Consider the following 18952-nt stretch of genomic DNA (forward strand, 5'->3'; position numbering starts at 1 on the left):
CCTTCCGGGGCGATGTTCGTGGACGGGATTCCCCCAATGGATCCCGCAACTCTCTCGCCCCGTATCGTAGAGCACGCGGCAACGTCGAGTCGTCCGCCGTCACCGTGTGACAGGGCCTCTCCGGCCTGCCCATGCCCATCCGTCTCCCACCGCCAGGAGTCCTCGAATGTCCGACGCCACCACCGAGCCGCGCACCATCGAGCCGCGCAGTGTCCTCGTCACCGGAGGGAACCGGGGCATCGGTCGCTCCATCGCCGAGGAGTTCCTGCGGCGCGGCGACAGGGTCGCGGTGACCAGCAGGTCCGGCGAGGGCGGTCCCGAGGGCGCGCTCACCGTGGCCGCGGACGTCACCGACGGCGACACCCTCGACGCGGCGATCAGGGCCGTCGAGGAGGCGCACGGACCGATCGAGGTGCTCGTGGCCAATGCCGGGATCACCGATGACCAGCTGCTGCTGCGGATGAGCGACGAGTCCTTCGAGAAGGTGCTCGACACGAACCTCACCGGCTCGTTCCGCACCGTCCGGCGCGTCATCAAGTCCATGATGCGCAAGAAGAAGGGACGCATCGTGCTGATCAGCTCCGTGGTCGGGCTGTACGGATCGCCGGGCCAGGTCAACTACGCCGCCTCGAAGTCCGGGCTGATCGGCATCGCCCGCGCCGTGACCCGTGAGCTCGGATCGCGCGGCATCACCGCGAACGTGGTCGCCCCCGGATACATCGACACCGAGATGACCCAGGCGCTGCCCGAGGATCTGCAGGACTCCTACCGCAAGGCGATCCCGGCCGGACGCTTCGCCGACCCGGTCGAGGTCGCGACGACGGTGGCCTTCCTCGCGAGCGACGAGGCGGCCTACATCTCCGGCGCCGTCATCCCCGTCGACGGCGGCCTCGGCATGGGACACTGATCCGGTCCTCGCACCACCATCGACCGTAAGGCGTGAACGCACCCCCATGTCATCCTCCGACCCCGACAGTCGCCTGCTGCTCCTGATGCGTCACGGCAAGGCGGAGAGCGGATCCGGCCAGCCGGACCACGATCGCGCACTGGCAGATCGGGGGGTGACACAGGCGCAGCTCGTGGGGGAGTACCTCGCGTCGCAGAACGTGCAGGTCTCCCGGGTCCTGGTCTCCGACGCCCTGCGCACCCGGCAGACCTGGCAGGCCGTCGTCTCGCAGATGCCGGGCTTCGACGGCGAGGTCACCTTCGAGGAGGAGATCTACACGGGCGGCGCCGCCGAGGTGCTCTCCCTGGTGCACGGCGTGGACCCGCGGCATCCGGTGGTGATGGTCGTCGGCCACGAGCCGACGATCTCGAGCCTCACCTCGCTGCTGGCGGACGACGACTCCGAGCCGGGGGCGGTCGCACAGGCGCGCATCGGGATGCCCACCGGCGCGACGGCGGTGCTCTCCGGAGGCCTCGAGGGGTGGAGCGCCCTCGTGGAGGAGTCGCTCACGCTGCACACCATCGTGCGCCCCTGATTCCGCGGTCCCGGCGCCGGGGCGCCCCGAGGAGTCGGTCGATCGGGTGGGCGCGGGGGCGAGCTGTGCCCGCTCAGCGGCTCGCTGACTCCTCGAGATGGGGCCAGGCCTCCAGCAGCGAGGTCCCGTCGATCACCACGTCGGCGACCTCCCGCAGCGCGGGCTTCGCCCGGAAGGCGATCCCGGTGCCGGCGGCGAGCAGCATCTCGCGATCGTTCGCGCCGTCGCCCACGGCGACGATGCGCGCGGGCGGCACGGCGTAGCGCTCGGCGAGCTCCTCGAGGGTGCGTCGCTTGGCGGTCCCGTCGATGATCGGACCGGAGACCTTCCCGGTGAAGCGGCCCCCGACGATCTCGAAGCGGTTGGCGCGCACGTGGTCGATGCCGGCTGCGGCCGCGAGCTCGTCGATCACCTCATGGAAGCCGCCGGAGACCAGCGCGGTCACCCACCCGGCCGCCGAGGCGCGCCGCACCAGCTCGAGGGCTCCGGGGGTCGGGACCAGGCTCTCCCGGACCTCCTGGAGCACCGACTCCTCCAGCCCTTCGAGAAGTGCGACCCGAGCGCGCAGCGACTGGGAGAAGTCCAGTTCGCCGCGCATGGCGGCGGTGGTGATCTCCTCCACCCGGTCCCGCACGTCCGCGTGCTCGGCGACCAGCTCGATGACCTCCTGGGTGAGGAAGGTCGAGTCCACGTCGGAGACCAGCAGACCGGTCGCCGCCGACGCACCGTCGTCGCGCGCGGTCCCCTCGTCCGCTGCTGTCCCGGTTCCCGCCCCTGCGCTCACGGGGTGATGCGTGCTCACGGGGTGATGACCGTGCCCTTGCCGAGCACGGTGATGCCGGATTCGGTCACCACCCAGCCGCGCGCGAGGTCCTTCTCCGCGTCGAGGCCGATCTGGGTGCGCGGCGGCACCACCACGCCCTTGTCGATGATGGCGCGGTGGATCTGGCAGTGGCGGCCGACGATGACGTCGTCCATGAGCACGGAGTCCGAGACGGTCGACCAGGAGTTGACCCGCACGCCCGGGGAGAGCACCGAGCTGGAGACCGAGGCGCCGGAGACCACGACACCGGGGGAGATCACGGAGTCCACCGCGGAGCCCACGCGTCCGGGCCCGGCGTGCACGAACTTCGCCGGGGGAGCGTTGCGATGCCCCGTGAAGGTGGGCCATTCGTCGTTGTACAGGTTGAACACGGGATGGATCGAGATCAGATCCATGTGCGCCTCGTAGAACGCGTCCAGCGTGCCCACGTCGCGCCAGTAGTCGCGATCGCGGTCGGTCGAGCCCGGCACCTCGTTGTGGAGGAAGTCGTAGACGGCGGCGTCGTCCCGGTCGACGAAGGAGGGAACGATGTCCCCGCCCATGTCGTGCTTGGAGTCGTCGTCCTCCGCATCCGCGGTGACGGCCTCGACCAGGGCGTCGGCGGTGAAGATGTAGTTGCCCATCGAGGCGAGGACCGAGCCGGGATCGTCGGCGAGCCCCTCGGTCTGCGTCGGCTTCTCGACGAAGGCCCTGATCGTCGTGGGGTCCGACGGATCGGTCTCGATCACGCCGAACTGGTCGGACAGCTCGATCGGCTGCCGGATCGCGGCGACCGTGCAGGACTTCCCGGACTCCACGTGCGCATCGAGCATCTGCGAGAAGTCCATGCGGTAGATGTTGTCCGCGCCGACCACGACGACGTAGTCGGGCTTCTCGTCGTGGATCAGGTTCAGCGACTGGGCGATCGCGTCGGCGCTGCCGCGGAACCAGTGCTTGCCCATCCGCTGCTGGGCCGGCACCGGGGCGACGTAGTTGCCCAGCAGGGAGCTCATGCGCCAGGTCTGGGCGATGTGCTTGTCCAGGGAATGCGATTTGTACTGTGTGAGCACGACGACCCGGAGGTAGCCGGAGTTCACGATGTTCGACAGGGCGAAGTCGATGAGGCGGTAGATGCCGCCGAACGGCACCGCGGGCTTTGCCCGGTCGAGGGTCAGGGGCATCAGCCGCTTCCCCTCGCCGCCGGCGAGAACGATGGCGAGGACCTTTTTGGACGACATGATGCGAGGATAGTCCAGAGGTGGCACCCGTCACGCACTGTTCGTCCCGAAGTGTTCATCCCGAAGATGTCGTCCCGTTCGTCCCGTTCCGCGATCCCCGTGGTCGCACGGGTCCCGCCCACGAGGAGAAGGAGCCCGTCATGCGCGTCGACCTGCTCACCAAGGAGTACCCGCCCGAGGTCTACGGCGGTGCCGGAGTCCACGTCGCCGAGCTCACGACGGTGCTCCGTGAGCACATCGACGTGCGCGTGAGAGCCTTCGGCGCGGACCGCGCGGAGGAGGGGACCTTCTCCTACACCACCCCGGCCGAGCTCGCGGGCGCGAACCCCGCGCTGTCGACCCTGGGCACCGATCTGCTGATCGCCGCGGACTGCGCGGGAGCGGACCTGGTCCACTCCCACACCTGGTACGCGAACTTCGCGGGCCACATGGCCTCGCTGCTCCACGGTGCCCCGCACGTCCTGTCCGCGCACTCGCTCGAGCCGCTGCGGCCGTGGAAGGCCGAGCAGCTCGGCGGCGGCTACCGGGTCAGCTCCTTCGCCGAGCGCACCGCCTATGAGGGCGCGGCCGGGGTCGTCGCGGTCTCCGCCGGGATGCGCGCGGACATCCTGCGCGCCTACCCCACGGTCGACCCGGACAAGGTCCACGTGATCCACAACGGCATCGACATCGAGCAGTGGTCTCCCAATCCCGAGACCGCAGCGCTGACCGAGCGCGGCATCGACCCCGAGGCTCCCACGATCGTGTTCGTCGGCCGCATCACCCGCCAGAAGGGGCTGCCCTACTTCCTGCGGGCCGTGCGCGAGCTGCCCGAGGACGTCCAGGTGGTGCTGTGCGCCGGCGCACCGGACACCCCCGAGATCGCGCGCGAGGTCGACTCCCTGGTCGAGGAGCTCTCCCGCAGCCGCAGCGGGGTCCACCTGATCAGCGAGATGCTGCCCCGCCACGAGCTCACCCAGATCCTCACCCATGCCACCACCTTCGTGTGCCCGAGCGTCTACGAGCCGCTGGGGATCGTGAACCTCGAGGCGATGGCCTGCGGCATCCCGGTGGTCGCGTCCGCCACGGGCGGCATCCCGGAGGTGGTGGTCGACGGCGAGACCGGCTTCCTGGTCCCGATCGAGCAGCTGACAGACGGCACCGGCACCCCGGTGGACGCGGAGAGGTTCGTGGGCGATCTGCGCGATGCCCTGGTGCGGATGGTCGCCGATCCCGAGCGGGCGCGGCGGATGGGCGAGGCCTCCCGGCGTCGTGCCGCCGAGCACTTCGCCTGGACCTCGATCGGCGAGCGCACGCTGGACCTCTACCGCACCGTCATCGAACAGAGCGCCTGAGCTCAGCCCGTCTCCTCGGCGACGATCCGCTCGACCGCCTCGACCAGAGCGGACCGGGCCGCCTCGTGCAGCTCGTCGAGCAGCCCGCGCCGGGTCAGCGCCTCCGCGAGGTGGATGGTGTGGCCGTGGCCCCCGTCGATCTCGGTCCGGGTGAGCAGCAGCGTGCGGGCGGCGAGCACCAGCAGATGCGCCGCCGCGCGATCCACGTGCCGCGGCAGCGCGGTCGATATCCAGGTCGGCGGGATCCGGGCCGGTTCGATGGGTTCGTCGGGCACGAGGTCCAGCTCCACGCTGCCCTCAGCCGCGCGGCGCAGCGCGTGCAGCAGCTCCTCGCGGGCGCTGCCGGAGCTCGCGGGCGGCGGCACCTGGGCGCCGACGGGGGCGCTCTCGCGCAGCCAGGTGACGGCGCTGACCGGGCGCCCCTCGTGCTCGACGGGCGTGATGACCGGCACCAGGGTGTGGTCGGCGATGCCGGCACCGGTGACGACGACGGCCTGCTCCGCCTCGAGCGCGGGGCCGATCACCGACGGCGGCCCCACCAGTCCGGCGAGTCGTCCGGGCACCGGGAGCACCAGGCGCAGCTGGGCCAGCGGCAGGCGGCGCAGCCCCGTCATCCAGGCGTACAGGTCCTCTCCCTGGCCGCTGGGACCGGAGCGGCCCACGCCGAAGCTCATCTGGGCGGCGTCGTCGGGCCCCATGTCCCCGTGCAGATAGGCGGACGTCCACAGCATCAGGACCGCCGCGCGGGGGAGGGCGACGAGGTCCCGGCCGGCGGCGGCCTCGCTCATGCGCGCTCCCCGTCGTCGGCGACGAACTCCGCATGCCGCCCCGCCGCATCCACCGACTGCAGGCGCACCCTTACGACCTCGCCGACGGCGGCCTCCATCGGCACCCAGGCGGTCACCGGGGGATCGGTCAGCTGCACCTCCACCCGCGTGGGCGCGCCGCCGCCGTTCGGGTCCTCGCTCGCCTCGCGCCGCTCGATCACCGTCGCCTCGAAGGTCTCGCCCTCCCAGGCGGCGAGCGCCGCGGTCTCCACCAGCTCGGTCGCCGCCCGCTCGAGAGCGCCTGCCCGGGCGCCGGTGGCCTGCATCGCTTCCGGGATCTCCGCGAGCGCGGCCAGGAGCTCCGGGCCGGGCCGCTCCCCGCGCGCCTGCGCATGGCAGACCATCAGCACGAAGCGGTCCACGAGGCGGCGCAGCGGGGCGGTGGCGTGCGCGTAGGGAGCGGCGATCGCGGACTGCGCCGGGTCCTCGGGGATCTCCTCCGGGCTCGTGAACGCCGCATAGGAGGCGCCCCGGAACAGGGACGTGGCCTGGTTCAGCAGGGCCAGATGCACCGGCTCGCGCCAGTCCAGCGATCGCAGGAAGTCGCCGTAGCCCTGCTCGGCGGGCCAGGGGTGGCCGAGCACCTCGCTCTGGCGGCGGAAGCGGTCCACGGCCGACTGCTCGGCCGGCGGCATGGTGCGCAGGATCCCGGCGCCGTGAGCGATCATCAGCTCGGCGGCGGCCATGCCGGTCATCAGGGAGATCTGGGCGTTGGCGTCCTCGATCGGGTTCGGGCGTCGCCAGCGCAGGCGCACCCGACCGTTCTCGGCCACGACCTCCTGCTCGGGCACGTTCAGGCTGGCTCCGCCGCGCTCCGCCTCGAGCGCGGTGCGCAGCGCACCGATCTCTCGCAGCAGGAGCATCATCGGATGCCCCTCGCCGCGGTCGAGCTCCGCCTGGACGGTGTCGTAGGCGAGCTTCTGCACCGAGCGGACCAGCGCCCGCTCGAGGTCGATGGCGTGCACCCGGCCGGAGGGATCGAGATCGAGGACCCACACGAAGGCGGGGGTCGTCTGGTCAGGCAGCAGAGAGGCGACGCCCTCGGAGAGCACCTCGGGGTGCAGGGGGATCCGACGGTCCGGGAGGTACACGGTCTCGCCCCGACCGCGCGCCTCGTGGTCGATCTCCCGGTCGAGATCGACGAAGAAGGGGACGTCCGCGATCGCGTACAGCACCCGGTAGCCGTGGTCGGTGCGCTCGAGATGCATCGCCTGGTCGAGGTCGGTGGAGCTCTCCGGGTCCAGCGTCACGAAGGGCACGTCCGTGCGGTCGGTGCGCTCCGCCCCGACCTCCCGGGCGGCGGCCTGCTCGGCGGCCTCGAGCACGGCGGGCGGGAAGGCGATCGGCACCTCGCCGTCGTGATCGGCGAGCAGGGAGTCGATGCCCTCGCGGATCACGTCGGCCGCGACGGATCCTCGCGGAGCGTGCAGGGTGACGGGCCGATGCGGCACGAGGACCTCCTGGATCGGCGGCTCTGGCGCGGTCAGTCTATGGCGGTCGTCCCCGGTGGCGGGGGGCAGGTCATGGCTCGGCAAAGCCTGCACGGTTCGTGAGACGCAGCTCACCTCGGACGCTAGCGTGCCGGGTGCGTTCCGACCGCCTCTCCTCACCACCTCCTCCTCGAAGGTTCGACTGATGCAGCTCCTGTCCGGCTCCCCCTCGCGTGCTCGCACCCTCATCGCCCTGGTGCTCTCGTCCTGGCTCCTGCTGGCGGGGACCGCCGCCGCGGAGATCCCGGGCACCCGGAGCGGGAGCGGGCTCCGGCTGAGCACCGTCTCGAGCGCCCCGGACCTCGTGACCGGGGGCGACGCCCTGGTCGAGATCTCCTCGTCGCACGGCTTCCCCCACCGCCGAGTGGAGGTGACCCTCGACGGGACGGACGTCTCCGAGGCGTTCGCGTGGGACGAGGAGCGGGAGGTCCTGGTGGGTCTGGTCGAGGACATGGAGCCCGGCGAGCATCTCCTCGAGGCCGGGCTCCCGGGCGCGGCGCGCGGGGACGCGCAGCTGACCCTGGTGAACCATCCGGACGAGGGCCCTCTGCTCAGCGGCCCCCACCAGGAGCCCTTCTACTGCGAGACCGAGGACTTCGTGATCCCCGGCCTCGAGGAGAGCCTCGGCGAGCCGCTCGACGAGAACTGCTCGATCGAGGACCGCGTGGACCACGTCTACTACACCAGCGAGGGCGAGTGGGCGGCGTTCCCGGAGGACGCCGAGGAGTATCCGTCGGACCTCGCCCGCACCACGATCGACGACGGGACCGAGGTGCCGTTCATCGTGCGGCTCGCCCACGGCACCGCGAACCGGGGCATCTTCCAGCTCGCCTCCCTCCACGACCCCCTCACCGAGGCCCCGGTGACCCCGGTGGACCGGCCCGCCGGCTGGAACGGACGCCTCGTCTACACCCTGGGCGGCGGCTGCACCGAGGGCTGGTACCGCCAGGGCCCGGGCACCGGCGGGGTGCTGGACCCGAACGTGCTGGGCCAGGGGTACGCGATGGCGTCCTCCTCGCTGAACGTCTTCGGGAACAACTGCAACGACCTGCTGACCTCGGAGACCGCGCAGATGACGAAGGAGGAGTTCCTCGAGACCTACGGACGGGACGATCTGACCATCGGCCTGGGCTGCTCGGGCGGCGCCTACCAGGCGCACCAGGCGGCGGACAACTACCCCGGGATCTTCGACGGGATCATCGTGGGCTGCTCGTTCCCCGAGGTCGGGTTCGGGACCATCGACATGATCACCGATGCCCGGCTGCTCGAGAACTTCTTCGAGCAGGACGCCGCCGCGGGGTGGACCGAGGAGCAGAAGCGCTCGGTCACCGGCTTCGAGAACCTCGCCACCATGCACAACGTCTCGCCCGGTGCCCTGCGCATCGACCCGCGCGCCTTCTGCCCGGAGGTGCTGCCCGAGGCGGAGAGGTACCACCCCGAGACCAATCCGGGCGGTGTGCGCTGCGACGTCTACGACCACACCGCGACGATCTACGGCACCGACCCGGAGACCGGGTTCGCCCTGCGACCGCTGGACAACGTCGGCATCCAGTACGGGCTCGCCGCACTGGCCGACGGGACCCTCGACGTCGAGCAGTTCCTCGACCTCAACGAGGGCATCGGCGGATACGACCACGACGCGGACTTCCGTCCCGAGCGCTCCGTCGCCGACCTCCCCGCGGTCGAGGCCGCCCACCGCACCGGGCGCCTCACCGAGGGCGGGCAGGGCCTGGCGAGCACGCCGATCATCGACTACCGCGCCTATGCGGACGATCTCGAGGACGGCGACATCCACGTCCGCTACCACACCAGCTCGATGCGGGAGCGGCTGCGGGAGGCGAACGGCGACGTCGTGAACCACGTCAGCCTTCTCGAGGACTTCCGTCACGGGCTGTTCAGCACCGACAGCCCGCTGCTCCTGCACGCCCTCGAGCAGATGGACGCCTGGCTGACCGCGCTCGAGCCGTCCGACGACCCCGCGCAGCGTCCCACGCTCGAGGAGATCGGCGCCGCCCGTCCCGCGGAGCTGGTCGACGGATGCATGACCCGCGGCGAGGATCCGGAGTTCCTGCCCATGGAGCTGGACCGTGACCCCGACTCCGCCTGCGAGCAGCTCTACCCCTCGGCGAGCTTCCCCCGCGAGGTCGCCGGGGAGTCGGTGCGGGCCGACGTCATCGCCTGCACCACCGCGGAGCCGGTCCGGGAGGACTACCCCGCCGAGTTCACCGACGAGCAGTGGCACCGCCTCCGGGAGATCTTCGCCGACGGTGTGTGCGACTACTCCCGGCCCGGCCGCGGACACGTCGAGCATGCGGGGATCTGGCAGCGCTTCTGACGATAGGCTCGGGATCATGTCCGTCGCAGCAGCAGCCCTGAACGATGTCACCGTCCGCCGCAGCGGGAGCGCGATCCTCGACGAGGTCTCCCTCGAGGTCGGGGAGGGGGAGCGCTGGGCGGTCCTCGGCCCCAACGGGGCCGGCAAGTCGACCCTGGTGCGCCTCCTCGCCGCCCGTCTCCACCCCACCACCGGCATCGTCCGCATCCTCGGGGAGCAGCTGGGCCGGGTGGACATCTTCGAGCTGCGGCCGCTGATCGGGCTCGCGAGCCAGGAGCTCGCCGAGACCGTCCCGGCGCAGGAGACGGCCGAGAACGTGGTGGTGACCGCCGGCTACGGCGTGGTGGGCCGCTGGCGCGAGGAGTACGACGAGCTCGACCTGGACCGCGCCCGCACCCTGCTGGCCGCCTTCGGCGTCGGCGACCTGGCCTCCCGCATGTTCGGCACCCTCTCCACCGGGGAGCGCAAGCGCGTGCTCGCCGCCCGCGCCCTGATGACCGATCCCGAGCTGCTGCTGCTCGACGAGCCCGCGGCCGGGCTGGACCTCGGCGGTCGCGAATCGCTCGTCCGCACCCTGGGACGCCTGGCGAAGGACCCGGCCACGCCGGTGACGGTGCTGGTCACCCACCATGTCGAGGAGATCCCGCCGGGATACACCCACGTGGCGTTGCTGCGCGAAGGCTCGATCGTCGCCGCGGGCCCGATCGGGGAGACGCTCACCTCGCAGAACCTCACCCGCACCTTCGGGCTGCCGCTGGTGGTCGAGCAGCGCGGCGAGCGCTACACCGCGCGTTCGCTGTCCCTGAACTGACCTCGCGGTGGAGGAGGGCACCCAGCTGCGCCGGATCACGGACCTGACCGATCCTGCGCTGGACGACTACCTGCGCATGACCGACGTGCGCCTGCGCTCCCGCGTCGAGGTCGAGCGCGGGCTGTTCATGGCGGAGAGCTACGAGGTCATCTCCCGCGCGATGGACGCCGGGACGGTCCCGCGCTCCTTCCTCATGAGCGAGAAGTGGCTGGCGAAGTTCGTCCCGCTGTACGAGCGGTTCCCGGAGGCGCCCGTCTTCGTGGGGGAGGAGTCGCTGCTCGAGCAGCTCACCGGTTTCCACCTCCACCGCGGTGCGCTGGCCGCGATGCAGCGCCCCGAGCTCCCGTCGGTCGCGGAGGTTCTCGCAGGCGCCCGCACGGTCGCGGTGCTCGAGGACATCGTCGACCACACGAACGTCGGGGCGATGTTCCGCTCCGCCGCCGCGCTCGGCGTGGACGCGGTGCTGGTGACCCCTCAGTGCGCGGACCCGCTGTACCGGCGCTCGATCCGGGTCTCGATGGGCACCGTGTTCCAGGTGCCGTGGACCCGGCTGCCGGCCTGGCCGGGCGGTGCGGACCAGCTGCACGAGGCCGGCTTCGACCTGCTCGCCCTGGCCCTCACCGACGGTGCGGTCCCGCTGGACCGCGTCGACCTGGGCCCCGCGCGGAATGTCGCCCTGGTGCTCGGCGCCGAGGGGCACGGTCTCAAGCCCGCGACCCTGTGCGCGGCCGATGAGCACGTGGTGATCCCGATGGCCGGGGGAGTGGACTCCCTGAACGTCGCCGCGGCGAGCGCCGTGGTGTTCTGGCAGCGGCGGGCTGCGCTCGGCCGAGGATGATCCCCTCGTGACAGCCCCGGACCGAGGTCAGGGGACCCGCCGAGCCAGCATCGAGAACGCGTTCGGCAGTCGGCCGTCCCAGGCGGCGGCCGGCGGCATGCTCCCGTCCTTCCAGAACGGGTCGGGATGCTCGGCCAGGTGTCGCAGCTCGAACCCCGCTCCCTGCACCGTCATGACGATCTCGGCGAGGGTGCGCTGGTGCTCGGTCGCACCGCGAGCGGGGAAGGTGTCGTTGACGTGGCTCGTGGCGAAGTAGCTGCGGTCCTCGCGCACCCGCGCCTCGTCGGCGTCGGCCGCCCACAGGGGCACCAGGGGGTGGCCCTCGTAGACGAACAGGTGCCCGCCGGGGCGCAGCGGACGGTGCATCTCCGCCGCCCAGGCGGCGAGATCCGACATCCAGATCAGCGCACCCTTGCCGGTGTAGACCAGGTCCGCGGTCCCGTCCTCGAGCCCGGTCGCTGGGAGCTCCACCTCCTGATAGCGGCAGGGGACCTGCAGCTCGTCCGCCCGCCGCTGCGCCGCGCCGACGGCCGTCGGGCTGTAGTCGAGCCCCAGCACCGAGCGGGCTCCGAGGCGTACCAGCGCATGGTCGTCCAGGCCGTGACCGCTCTGCGGATGCAGCACCTCCGCGCCCGCCACCAGCGGCCGCAGCAGCTCCTCCTCGATCGGCAGCAGCCGGGCCGTGCGTGCCTGCTCGAGGTGCTCGGCGTACTCCCGCACATGCTTGTGGGAGGCGTCGTCCCAGGCCCGCCGGGTGTGCTCGTGGCTGCTCATCGTCCGAGGCTCGCATCGTCGGCCCGCGCGGTCCAGCGAAATAGGTCCCCTGCTACGATTCCCGGCAGCGTCGCGTGCCGGTGGCAGACCGTGTCAGGCATGGAGGCGCCGAACCGAAGGAGACCGACGATGATCTCGTCGCACCCTTCGTCCGCGCGTGACTGAGCGCGAGACGACCAGGCTCATCGCCTGGAGCCGAGAACTGCGCCGCGTGCACGCGCGATTGCGCGACGCCCTGCAGGTCACCCGCGAGGCGGTCGACCGCGGCGATCCGACCGAGTCACCCGCCCGGGAGCTGCTGCTGTTCTGCCACGGGTTCTGCAGTGCCCTGGACACCCACCACAGGGGCGAGGACCGCACCCTGTTCCCGGCGATCGCGGCCGAGCACCCCGACCTCGCCCCGGTGCTGCGGGCGCTCGAGCAGGACCACTCCATGATCGCCCACCTGCTGGGCGGTCTGCAGGCGGCCGTCGACGCGCGATCCTCCCCGGAGGTGCTCGCCGGTCACCTCGAGGGCATCGCCGCGATCATGGAGAGCCACTTCCGCTACGAGGAGCGGCAGCTGCTCGCCGTGCTCGAGGGACTGGAGCTCGATGCGGACCCGGAGGAGACGTTGGGGCCGCTGTGACCGGCCCGGCGAGCATGCTCTCGCTGCGCGCTCGAGCCGCCCACTGCCCGCTCGGAGCGGGCGCGAGAACCCGCGACGCCGCTCACCGGTGGCGCGCGAGGAGCAGGCCCAGCAGCTCTGCCGTGGTCGTCGCGGTCAGCGTCGGATCCCACGGATGGGGCCACGGTCGCTCGTGGGAGACCCAACCCGTCGAAAGGCCCGCGGCGCGACCACCCTCGATGTCAGCCGTCGGATGATCACCGATCATCCAGGTCTCGGCGCCCTGCGCCGTCCCGTCGGCGGCGAGCGCGAAGATCCGTGGATCCGGCTTCTTCATCCCGGCCTCCTCCGAGATCACCACCCGATCCAGCAGAGGGCCGAGGCCGGTGCGCTCGAGCTTCGCCGTCTGCTGCACGACCGTGCCGTTGGTGACCAGCACCAGGTCCGCACCGATCCCGCGCAGCTCCCGAAGCGCTTCCGGGACCCCCGGATAGCAGGTGATGCCCTCCACGACACCGAGCTGCAGGTGCTTCTGGATCTCATCAGCCTGCATGCCCGGTCGCAGCCGCCGCACGATATCCGCCGCGAGCTCGGCGCGCGGCCGGTAGCCGCCGCGGTCGGCCTCCACGAGCCAGTCGAGCTCGCCGGGACCGGCATCGATCCCGTCGATGAACGAGCGCGCCCAGTCCTCGAAGGCCTGCTGCCGGTCCACCAGGGTGCCGTCCAGGTCCAGGAGCACCAGCGGCGGTCTCCTCACAGCGCGATCTGGATCTTCACGTCCGTCGGCCGCCCCTCGAGGAAGCGCTCGAAGGCGCTCACCGAGTCGTCGAAGGAGAAGGTCTCCGAGACGAAGCGGGAGAGGTCCACGGCGTCGCTCGCGGCCAGATCGATGGCCTTCTGGTGGACGTTCGCGTAGCGGAACACGGTCTCGAGCGAGACGCCGCGGCTCTGCGCGGTCGCGATGTCGAAGGGCACCGGATCCACCGGCATGCCCACCAGCACGATCCGGCCGCCGGGGGCGGGCAGCGACCACAGGCTCGTGTACGCGGGGGCGGCGCCGGTCGCCTCGAAGACGACCTGGGGTCCCCAGCCGCCGGTCTCGGCGCGCACCCGCTCGCCGAGGTCCTCCTTCGTGGCGTCCACGGTGACGATGCCCTCGAGCCCGTCGAGCAGGGCGAGCTTCTGCGGCAGCACGTCGGAGATGTAGACGGTGCTGGCCCCGCCCGCCCGCGCGGCGAGCGCGGTCATGATGCCGATGGTGCCGGCGCCGACGACCGCGGCCACGTCGCCGGGAGCGATGTCCGCCTTCGTCGCCGCGAACATGCCGACGGCGAAGGGCTCGATGAGCGCGCCCTCGGCGAAGCTCATCGAGTCGGGGAGCCGGTAGGTGTAGGCGGCGGGGTGGAGGACCTCGTCGGCGAGGCAGCCGTGCACGGGCGGGGTGGCCCAGAACTGCACGCCCGGGTCCACGTTGTAGTTGCCCTCCTTGACGGCGCGGGAGCTCGGATCCGGGACGCCCGGCTCCATCACGACGCGGTCGCCGACGGCGAGGCCCGTGACGCCTTCGCCGATCTCGAGCACGGTGCCCGCGCCCTCATGGCCCAGGATCATCGGAGCCTCGACCACGAAGGGGCCGATCTTCCCGTCGGTCCAGTAGTGCACGTCCGAGGCGCAGATGCCGACGGTGTGCATCGCGATCCGGACCTCGCCGGGGCCGGGGGCGCCGGGCTCCTCGACCTGTTCGATGGACATCCGGTTCTTCTCGTGCAGCATCAGCGCTCGCATGCGTGCCTCCTCGGCGTGGTGTGGTGCCCCAGTCCTATCACTGTGCCGGCCCGATCTCGCGGGGCTGCCCGTGGGCGAGACGGCGACGGTTCCTCCACAGGACCCGGTCGTCCACAGCGGCGGGGAGTCTCTGTATGGCAGTGCGGCACGTCGGCAGACTGGTGGGAGGAGGACCCGTCCGCACCGCGGGCATCACCGCAGGCATCACCGCAGGCACCCCACGAGCCCTGCGGGCATCCGTCGACGAGAGGGGAGGTGGGGGAGATGGGAGAGCTCCGTGAGAGCGACGGGGCGTCGTCCCAGGACGACGGGACGCCGGCGCACGCCCCCTCGGACGCCCGTGCTCCCCTCGTCAGTGCGGGTGTCGAGGGCGGGCGGGACGATCCGACGCCCGACGCCCCCGCCCTCCCCGAGCACCTGCAGCCGGTGCGCGCGGCATCGATCGAGGAGAGCCGTCGCCTCGCCGAGCGCTTCCGGGCCCTCGCACCCTGCTACCGCGACCCGTCGCTCGAGGAGCACGACGAGGACGCTGCGGAGGCGGAGCTGCTCTGCGTCGCCCTCGCCCTTCGCTGCACCCGCACCGTCGCGGACCGCATCCTCCGCGACGCCCACGTGGCGGTCGTCCTGCTGCCGCGCACGCTCGCACGCCTGGACGAGGGGGAGTTCCCTGCCGCCTGGTTCGAGCGGATCCTGCGCCGCACCCGGGATCTCACCCCGCGCCAGATGCGAACGGTGGACGCCGCCATCGCTCTCTGGCCGCCCACCATGACGACCGAGCAGTTCCACACGCGTCTCTGCCGGCTCCTGGGGCGACTGGAGTCCGAGCAGGAGATCCCCGCCCACCTCAGCCCCGAAGGGCGGCGCCGGGTGGAGATGTCGCCCACCCGGGACGACGGCATCGGCTGCCTGCGGGTGCTCGGCCCGGCCCCGGAGATCCTCGCCCTCGCCCGGCGCCTGGACGACGCCGCCCGCGCGGTTCAGGCCTCTCAGCGTCGCGCCCTCCGGACAGGAGAGGACCCGCCGCTGGACCCGCAGGGCACGGTCGCCGCGACCGCGATCCCCGCCTCCCTGACCCGTATCCAGTACGACCTGCTCGGCGGGGCGAGCTTCGAGACCGACGGAGTGCACGTCCCCGAGCCCCGCTTCCGCCTCAACGTCACCGTGCCCGTCCTGACCCTGCTCGGCGGCTCCCAGGAGCCCGGCATGCTCGAGGGCACGATCCCGATCCCCGCGCAGATGGCACGCGAGCTGGCCGGAACGGAGGACACCTGGTACAGGGTGCTCACCGATCCCTGCAGCGGCGTGTTCCTGCCGCTGCCGGCGGAGCGCTACACGCCCACCCGCGCCATGCTCGAGCATCTCCGCCTGCGCGGCTCCACCTGCGCCGTGCCCGGCTGCACCCGTCCCACCTCCTGGGCCTCCGAGGCCGACCACATCGAGGAGTACGACCACGAGCTCCCCGAACGCGGCGGCCTCACCGCGATCGAGAACCTGCACCTGCTGTGCTGGCAGCATCACCGGGCGAAGACCCGCGGCCTCCTGGACCCCACCCGTCTGGCGTCCACGCCCGGTCTGCCGGACCGGACCGCCTGGTCGTTCCCGGACCGGGCGAAGGTGCTGCTGCGGGATGACATCGATCTCGCCTCACCGGTGACCGTCACCGAGCTGATGGACTCCTGGACCCGCTACCAGGCGGGACGCGAGGCCCGTCGCCGTGCTCTTGAACGGCGGAAGAGCCCTCCACCCCCGCCCTTCTGACCTCGCCGAACCCCTCCGGAGCGGTGCGCGACGCCGGCCGCCGGGCGAGGCCCGGAGCCTTCGCGCCCCATCTGTCACACCCCTCCCCGAGGCTTCGTATGCACGTTCGAAGCGGTGGCCCGACCGCCTTGAGAGGCCCTCTTCGGAGGCGTACAGTTCGAACACGCATTCGAACGCGGGTGCGAGGAGAACAGCACGGGTCAGGAGGGAGGAGCGGCGATGAGCGCAGTCATCCGGGCAGCGGATCAGGGCGAGGACCTCGAGCAGCGCCTCTCCCGGGCACGGGCCGCGCTGGGCGCGGCCGAGCGCTCCGCCGCGCGCTGGGGCGGCCGGATCGACCGCACCGCCCTGCGCGCGGAGAGCCTCGAGCAGTCCTCCGCGGACGACGGGCTCGGCCTGCGCCTGCCGGTGCCGGGGCCGCTGTCGTCGCTGTTCCCGCGCGGCAGCCTGCGGGCCGGCAGCTCCGTGGCCGTCGAGGGCGGCGCGACCACCTCCCTGCTGCTGTCCCTCGCGGTCGCCGCGGCGGGGGAGGACTCCTGGTGCGCGATCGCCGGCATGCCCGACCTGGGCCTGCGCTCCGCGATGGACGCCGGCCTGGATCCCTGTCGGCTCGCTCTCGCCCCGGTCGACGGGGACCAGCGTCCCCAGGTGCTCTCCGCCCTGGCCGACGGGGTAGGCGTGCTCGTGCTCGGCCCCGACCTCGACCCGGCTCCCGCGCTCTGGCGCAGCCTGCTGGGCAGGGCCCGCACGGCCGACACCCTGGTGCTGGCCGCCTCCCCGCCCGGACGGTCCGATCTCACACTGCGCGCCGCCGCTCGGGGCTGGACCGGGCTCGGACAGGGCTCGGGGCGGCTGCGTCAGCGCCGTCTCGCGGTCACCGCCGAGGGTCGGGGCATCGCCGGGCAGCGCGCGGTCGAGGTTCTGCTGCCCCAGGTGAGCGGCATGATCGCGGAGGCTCCCTCGGGCGACCGGTCCGGTGCCGCGTCCGGCACTGCGGCGGCCGGGGAGCAGCGGCCCACGATGCAGCTGCTGCCGAGCGTGCGGAGGGCCGGCTGATGAGCGCTCCCGCACCCGCCGCCGCAGCCGCCGACGACACCGGCCCCGGTCCCAGCCCCGGCCCCGATGCTGATGCCGATACCGGCACCGCGGCCTCCGGTGGCGACGCGACCCGGACCGTCGCCGTGACCGTCCCGGACTGGCCGCTGCTGGCGGCGCTGGACCGCCACCAGCGCCGGCTCGAGGACGCCGCGGGGGAGACCGGCGAGGTCGCCCCGCCCGGTCCCGACCTCGCCGCCGACCCCGTGCTCCTGCTCGAGCAGCACCGCGTCACCCACGCCGGGCCCGCGGCCCGGGAGGCCGGGGCGCTGCCGGGCATGAAGCGCCGCGCCGCCCGCGCCGCCTGTCCCGAGGCGCTCGTGCTGGAAGCGGACCGGGAGCAGGAGAGCTCGCTGTTCGAGCTGGTCGCCGCCGCGGTGGACACGATCGCCGCCGGAGTGGACGTGCTGCGACCCGGGGTGCTGCTGATGTCCGCGCGCGGCCCCGCCCGTCATCAGGGCGGGGAGGAGGCCCTGGCCGAGCGGATCCTCGACGCGGTCGCCGAGCTCACCGGCTGGGACTGCTCCGTCGGGATCGCCGACGGCCCGTTCGCCGCCCTGCTCGCCTCGGCACCGGGACGGATCGTGCGTCCCGGTCGCAGCGCGGACTACCTCGCCCCGCATCCGATCGCCGCCCTCCGCCATGCCCCCGTCGGCCCCGGTTGGGGCCATCGCGGACAGCCCTCGGCCACCCGGCCGGAGCGCCGGCTGGACCTCGCCGAGACCGTCGACCTGCTGCAGCGGCTGGGCATCACCACCCTCGGGGACCTCGCCGCCCTGCCGCCTGCCGCGGTCGCGGACCGCTTCGGCCCGGACGTGGCGACGCTGCACCTGCTGGCCCGCGGGCAGGAGCCCGCCCCGCCCGCGGCCCACCACCCCACCCAGCCGATCCTCGCCGAGACCGCGCTGGAGACCCCGCTGGTGCGCACAGACCAGGCGGCCTTCATCGCCCGCCCGCTGGCCGAGCAGCTCCACGGACTGCTGGTCGAGCGCGGGCTGGTGTGCACACGGCTGCGGATCGTGGCCCGCACCGAGAGCGGCGAGGAGATGGAGCGCACCTGGCGGCACGACGGCGCGCTGACCGTCGCCGACGTGGTGGACCGGATCCGCTGGCAGTGCGACGGCTGGATCACGCGGGCACGGCTCGGCGGCCCCGCGACCGGGGCGATCACCCGGATCGGGCTGCACCCGCTGCAGCTGGCCCCGGCGGGGGAGAGCGCCCCGGCCCTGTGGGGCAGCGCGGGGGAGTCCGCGCAGCGCGCCTCGCGCGCCCTCGCCCGTGCCCAGGGCCTGGCGGGGGAGGACGCCGTGCAGGTTCCCGCGAGCGTCGGCGGGCGGCTGCTGGCCGAGGAGATGACGCTGGTGCCCTGGCGCAGCGAGAAGCCCGAGCGGCGCGAGGGGCCCTGGCCCGGCGCCCTGCCGCGGCCCGTGCCCGCCACCGTGTTCCGCGAACGGCCGTCGGTGCGCCTCGAGGACGCGGCGGGGGAGCCGATCGTGGTCACCGCACGGGGTCTGCTGAGCGGTGCACCGGTCCAGCTGCACGTCCTCGCCCCCGGTGCGCCGGCGCTGCAGCGGGCAGGGCTCCGGGCCGGCTCCGGCTATCCCGTGCTCGCCCACGGCGCTCCCACCGTGCTCGACGAGCGCTGGTGGGCTCCGGGCGGGACCCGTGCCGCTCGCCTCCAGCTCGTGGTGCAGGGCGCGAGCGCCGAGGAGACCGCAGTGCTCGCCCTGTCACGCACGGGCGACTGGACGCTGGAGGGGCTCTATGACTGAGGCGG

Annotated in this window: 17 protein-coding genes; 10 read left to right on the forward strand and 7 right to left on the reverse strand. The window is 72.7% G+C overall.

Annotated elements, in window-relative coordinates; translation table 11 throughout:
• The first annotated feature begins 166 nt into the window (after window positions 1-166).
• Window positions 167-907, forward strand: a complete 741-nt coding sequence (locus ACT3SP_RS03065; RefSeq protein ID WP_444585762.1) for a beta-ketoacyl-ACP reductase — start codon at window positions 167-169, stop codon at window positions 905-907.
• Window positions 908-953: 46 nt separating this feature from the next.
• A complete protein-coding gene (locus tag ACT3SP_RS03070) occupies window positions 954-1481 on the forward strand; it encodes a SixA phosphatase family protein (protein ID WP_444585763.1) in 528 nt (175 codons plus the stop codon).
• Between the two features lie 73 nt (window positions 1482-1554).
• On the opposite strand, the gene serB is transcribed toward ACT3SP_RS03070, so the two are convergent.
• Together serB and glgC are read right to left on the reverse strand one after the other, a co-directional pair.
• Window positions 1555-2187, reverse strand: a complete 633-nt coding sequence (gene serB / locus ACT3SP_RS03075) for a phosphoserine phosphatase SerB (RefSeq protein WP_444585921.1) — start codon at window positions 2185-2187, stop codon at window positions 1555-1557.
• A gap of 92 nt (window positions 2188-2279) precedes the next feature.
• Window positions 2280-3521 (reverse strand): glucose-1-phosphate adenylyltransferase, encoded by a 1242-nt coding sequence (gene glgC, locus ACT3SP_RS03080; RefSeq protein WP_444585764.1) that lies wholly within the window; start codon window positions 3519-3521, stop codon window positions 2280-2282.
• A 140-nt stretch (window positions 3522-3661) separates the two neighbouring features.
• On the opposite strand from glgC, the gene glgA reads away from it, so the two are divergent.
• Window positions 3662-4855: a glycogen synthase gene (gene glgA / locus ACT3SP_RS03085; protein ID WP_444585765.1), complete on the forward strand. Its 1194-nt coding sequence runs from the start codon at window positions 3662-3664 to the stop codon at window positions 4853-4855.
• 2 nt (window positions 4856-4857) lie between these two features.
• On the opposite strand, the gene ACT3SP_RS03090 is transcribed toward glgA, so the two are convergent.
• Together ACT3SP_RS03090 and ACT3SP_RS03095 are read right to left on the reverse strand one after the other, a co-directional pair.
• Window positions 4858-5643, reverse strand: a complete 786-nt coding sequence (locus ACT3SP_RS03090) for a hypothetical protein (protein WP_444585766.1) — start codon at window positions 5641-5643, stop codon at window positions 4858-4860.
• Window positions 5640-7133 carry an RNB domain-containing ribonuclease gene (locus ACT3SP_RS03095; protein WP_444585767.1) on the reverse strand — a complete coding sequence of 498 codons (1494 nt, stop codon included), beginning with the start codon at window positions 7131-7133 and terminating at the stop codon, window positions 5640-5642. The genes ACT3SP_RS03090 and ACT3SP_RS03095 overlap by 4 nt, the downstream gene beginning before the upstream one ends.
• 184 nt (window positions 7134-7317) lie before the next feature.
• On the opposite strand from ACT3SP_RS03095, the gene ACT3SP_RS03100 reads away from it, so the two are divergent.
• The 3 genes from ACT3SP_RS03100 (at window position 7318) to ACT3SP_RS03110 (ending at window position 11156) form a co-directional block, all read left to right on the forward strand.
• Window positions 7318-9507, forward strand: a complete 2190-nt coding sequence (locus tag ACT3SP_RS03100) for a DUF6351 family protein (RefSeq protein WP_444585768.1) — start codon at window positions 7318-7320, stop codon at window positions 9505-9507.
• A gap of 16 nt (window positions 9508-9523) precedes the next feature.
• Window positions 9524-10318, forward strand: coding sequence for an ABC transporter ATP-binding protein (locus ACT3SP_RS03105; RefSeq protein WP_444585769.1), 795 nt, complete (start codon window positions 9524-9526; stop codon window positions 10316-10318).
• Between the two features lie 76 nt (window positions 10319-10394).
• Window positions 10395-11156, forward strand: a complete 762-nt coding sequence (locus tag ACT3SP_RS03110; protein WP_444585922.1) for a TrmH family RNA methyltransferase — start codon at window positions 10395-10397, stop codon at window positions 11154-11156.
• A 27-nt stretch (window positions 11157-11183) separates the two neighbouring features.
• On the opposite strand, the gene ACT3SP_RS03115 is transcribed toward ACT3SP_RS03110, so the two are convergent.
• On the reverse strand, window positions 11184-11930 hold the full coding sequence (locus ACT3SP_RS03115; protein WP_444585770.1) for a class I SAM-dependent methyltransferase: 747 nt from the start codon (window positions 11928-11930) through the stop codon (window positions 11184-11186).
• Window positions 11931-12087: 157 nt separating this feature from the next.
• On the opposite strand from ACT3SP_RS03115, the gene ACT3SP_RS03120 reads away from it, so the two are divergent.
• Entirely contained in the window at window positions 12088-12558 is a 471-nt protein-coding gene (locus ACT3SP_RS03120) for a hemerythrin domain-containing protein (protein WP_444585771.1), read from the forward strand.
• Between the two features lie 82 nt (window positions 12559-12640).
• Here ACT3SP_RS03120 and ACT3SP_RS03125 read toward each other — a convergent pair whose 3' ends face one another.
• Both ACT3SP_RS03125 and ACT3SP_RS03130 read right to left on the reverse strand, forming a co-directional pair.
• Window positions 12641-13276 carry an HAD family hydrolase gene (locus ACT3SP_RS03125; protein WP_444585772.1) on the reverse strand — a complete coding sequence of 212 codons (636 nt, stop codon included), beginning with the start codon at window positions 13274-13276 and terminating at the stop codon, window positions 12641-12643.
• Between the two features lie 14 nt (window positions 13277-13290).
• The gene (locus tag ACT3SP_RS03130; RefSeq protein WP_444585773.1) at window positions 13291-14322 is read right to left on the reverse strand and encodes an NAD(P)-dependent alcohol dehydrogenase; all 1032 of its coding nucleotides are present in this window, start codon (window positions 14320-14322) and stop codon (window positions 13291-13293) included.
• A gap of 264 nt (window positions 14323-14586) precedes the next feature.
• On the opposite strand from ACT3SP_RS03130, the gene ACT3SP_RS03135 reads away from it, so the two are divergent.
• The 3 genes from ACT3SP_RS03135 (at window position 14587) to ACT3SP_RS03145 (ending at window position 18947) form a co-directional block, all read left to right on the forward strand.
• Window positions 14587-16080 carry a DUF222 domain-containing protein gene (locus tag ACT3SP_RS03135; RefSeq protein ID WP_444585774.1) on the forward strand — a complete coding sequence of 498 codons (1494 nt, stop codon included), beginning with the start codon at window positions 14587-14589 and terminating at the stop codon, window positions 16078-16080.
• Window positions 16081-16299: 219 nt separating this feature from the next.
• Complete coding sequence (locus ACT3SP_RS03140) at window positions 16300-17136, forward strand: hypothetical protein (protein WP_444585775.1); 837 nt, start codon at window positions 16300-16302, stop codon at window positions 17134-17136.
• Window positions 17136-18947, forward strand: a complete 1812-nt coding sequence (locus ACT3SP_RS03145; protein WP_444585776.1) for a DNA polymerase Y family protein — start codon at window positions 17136-17138, stop codon at window positions 18945-18947. Before ACT3SP_RS03140 ends, ACT3SP_RS03145 begins: the two co-directional genes overlap by 1 nt.
• Window positions 18948-18952: the final 5 nt, after the last annotated feature.

This window comes from Brachybacterium sp. AOP43-C2-M15, from assembly GCF_052446295.1.
GTDB lineage: Bacteria > Actinomycetota > Actinomycetes > Actinomycetales > Dermabacteraceae > Brachybacterium.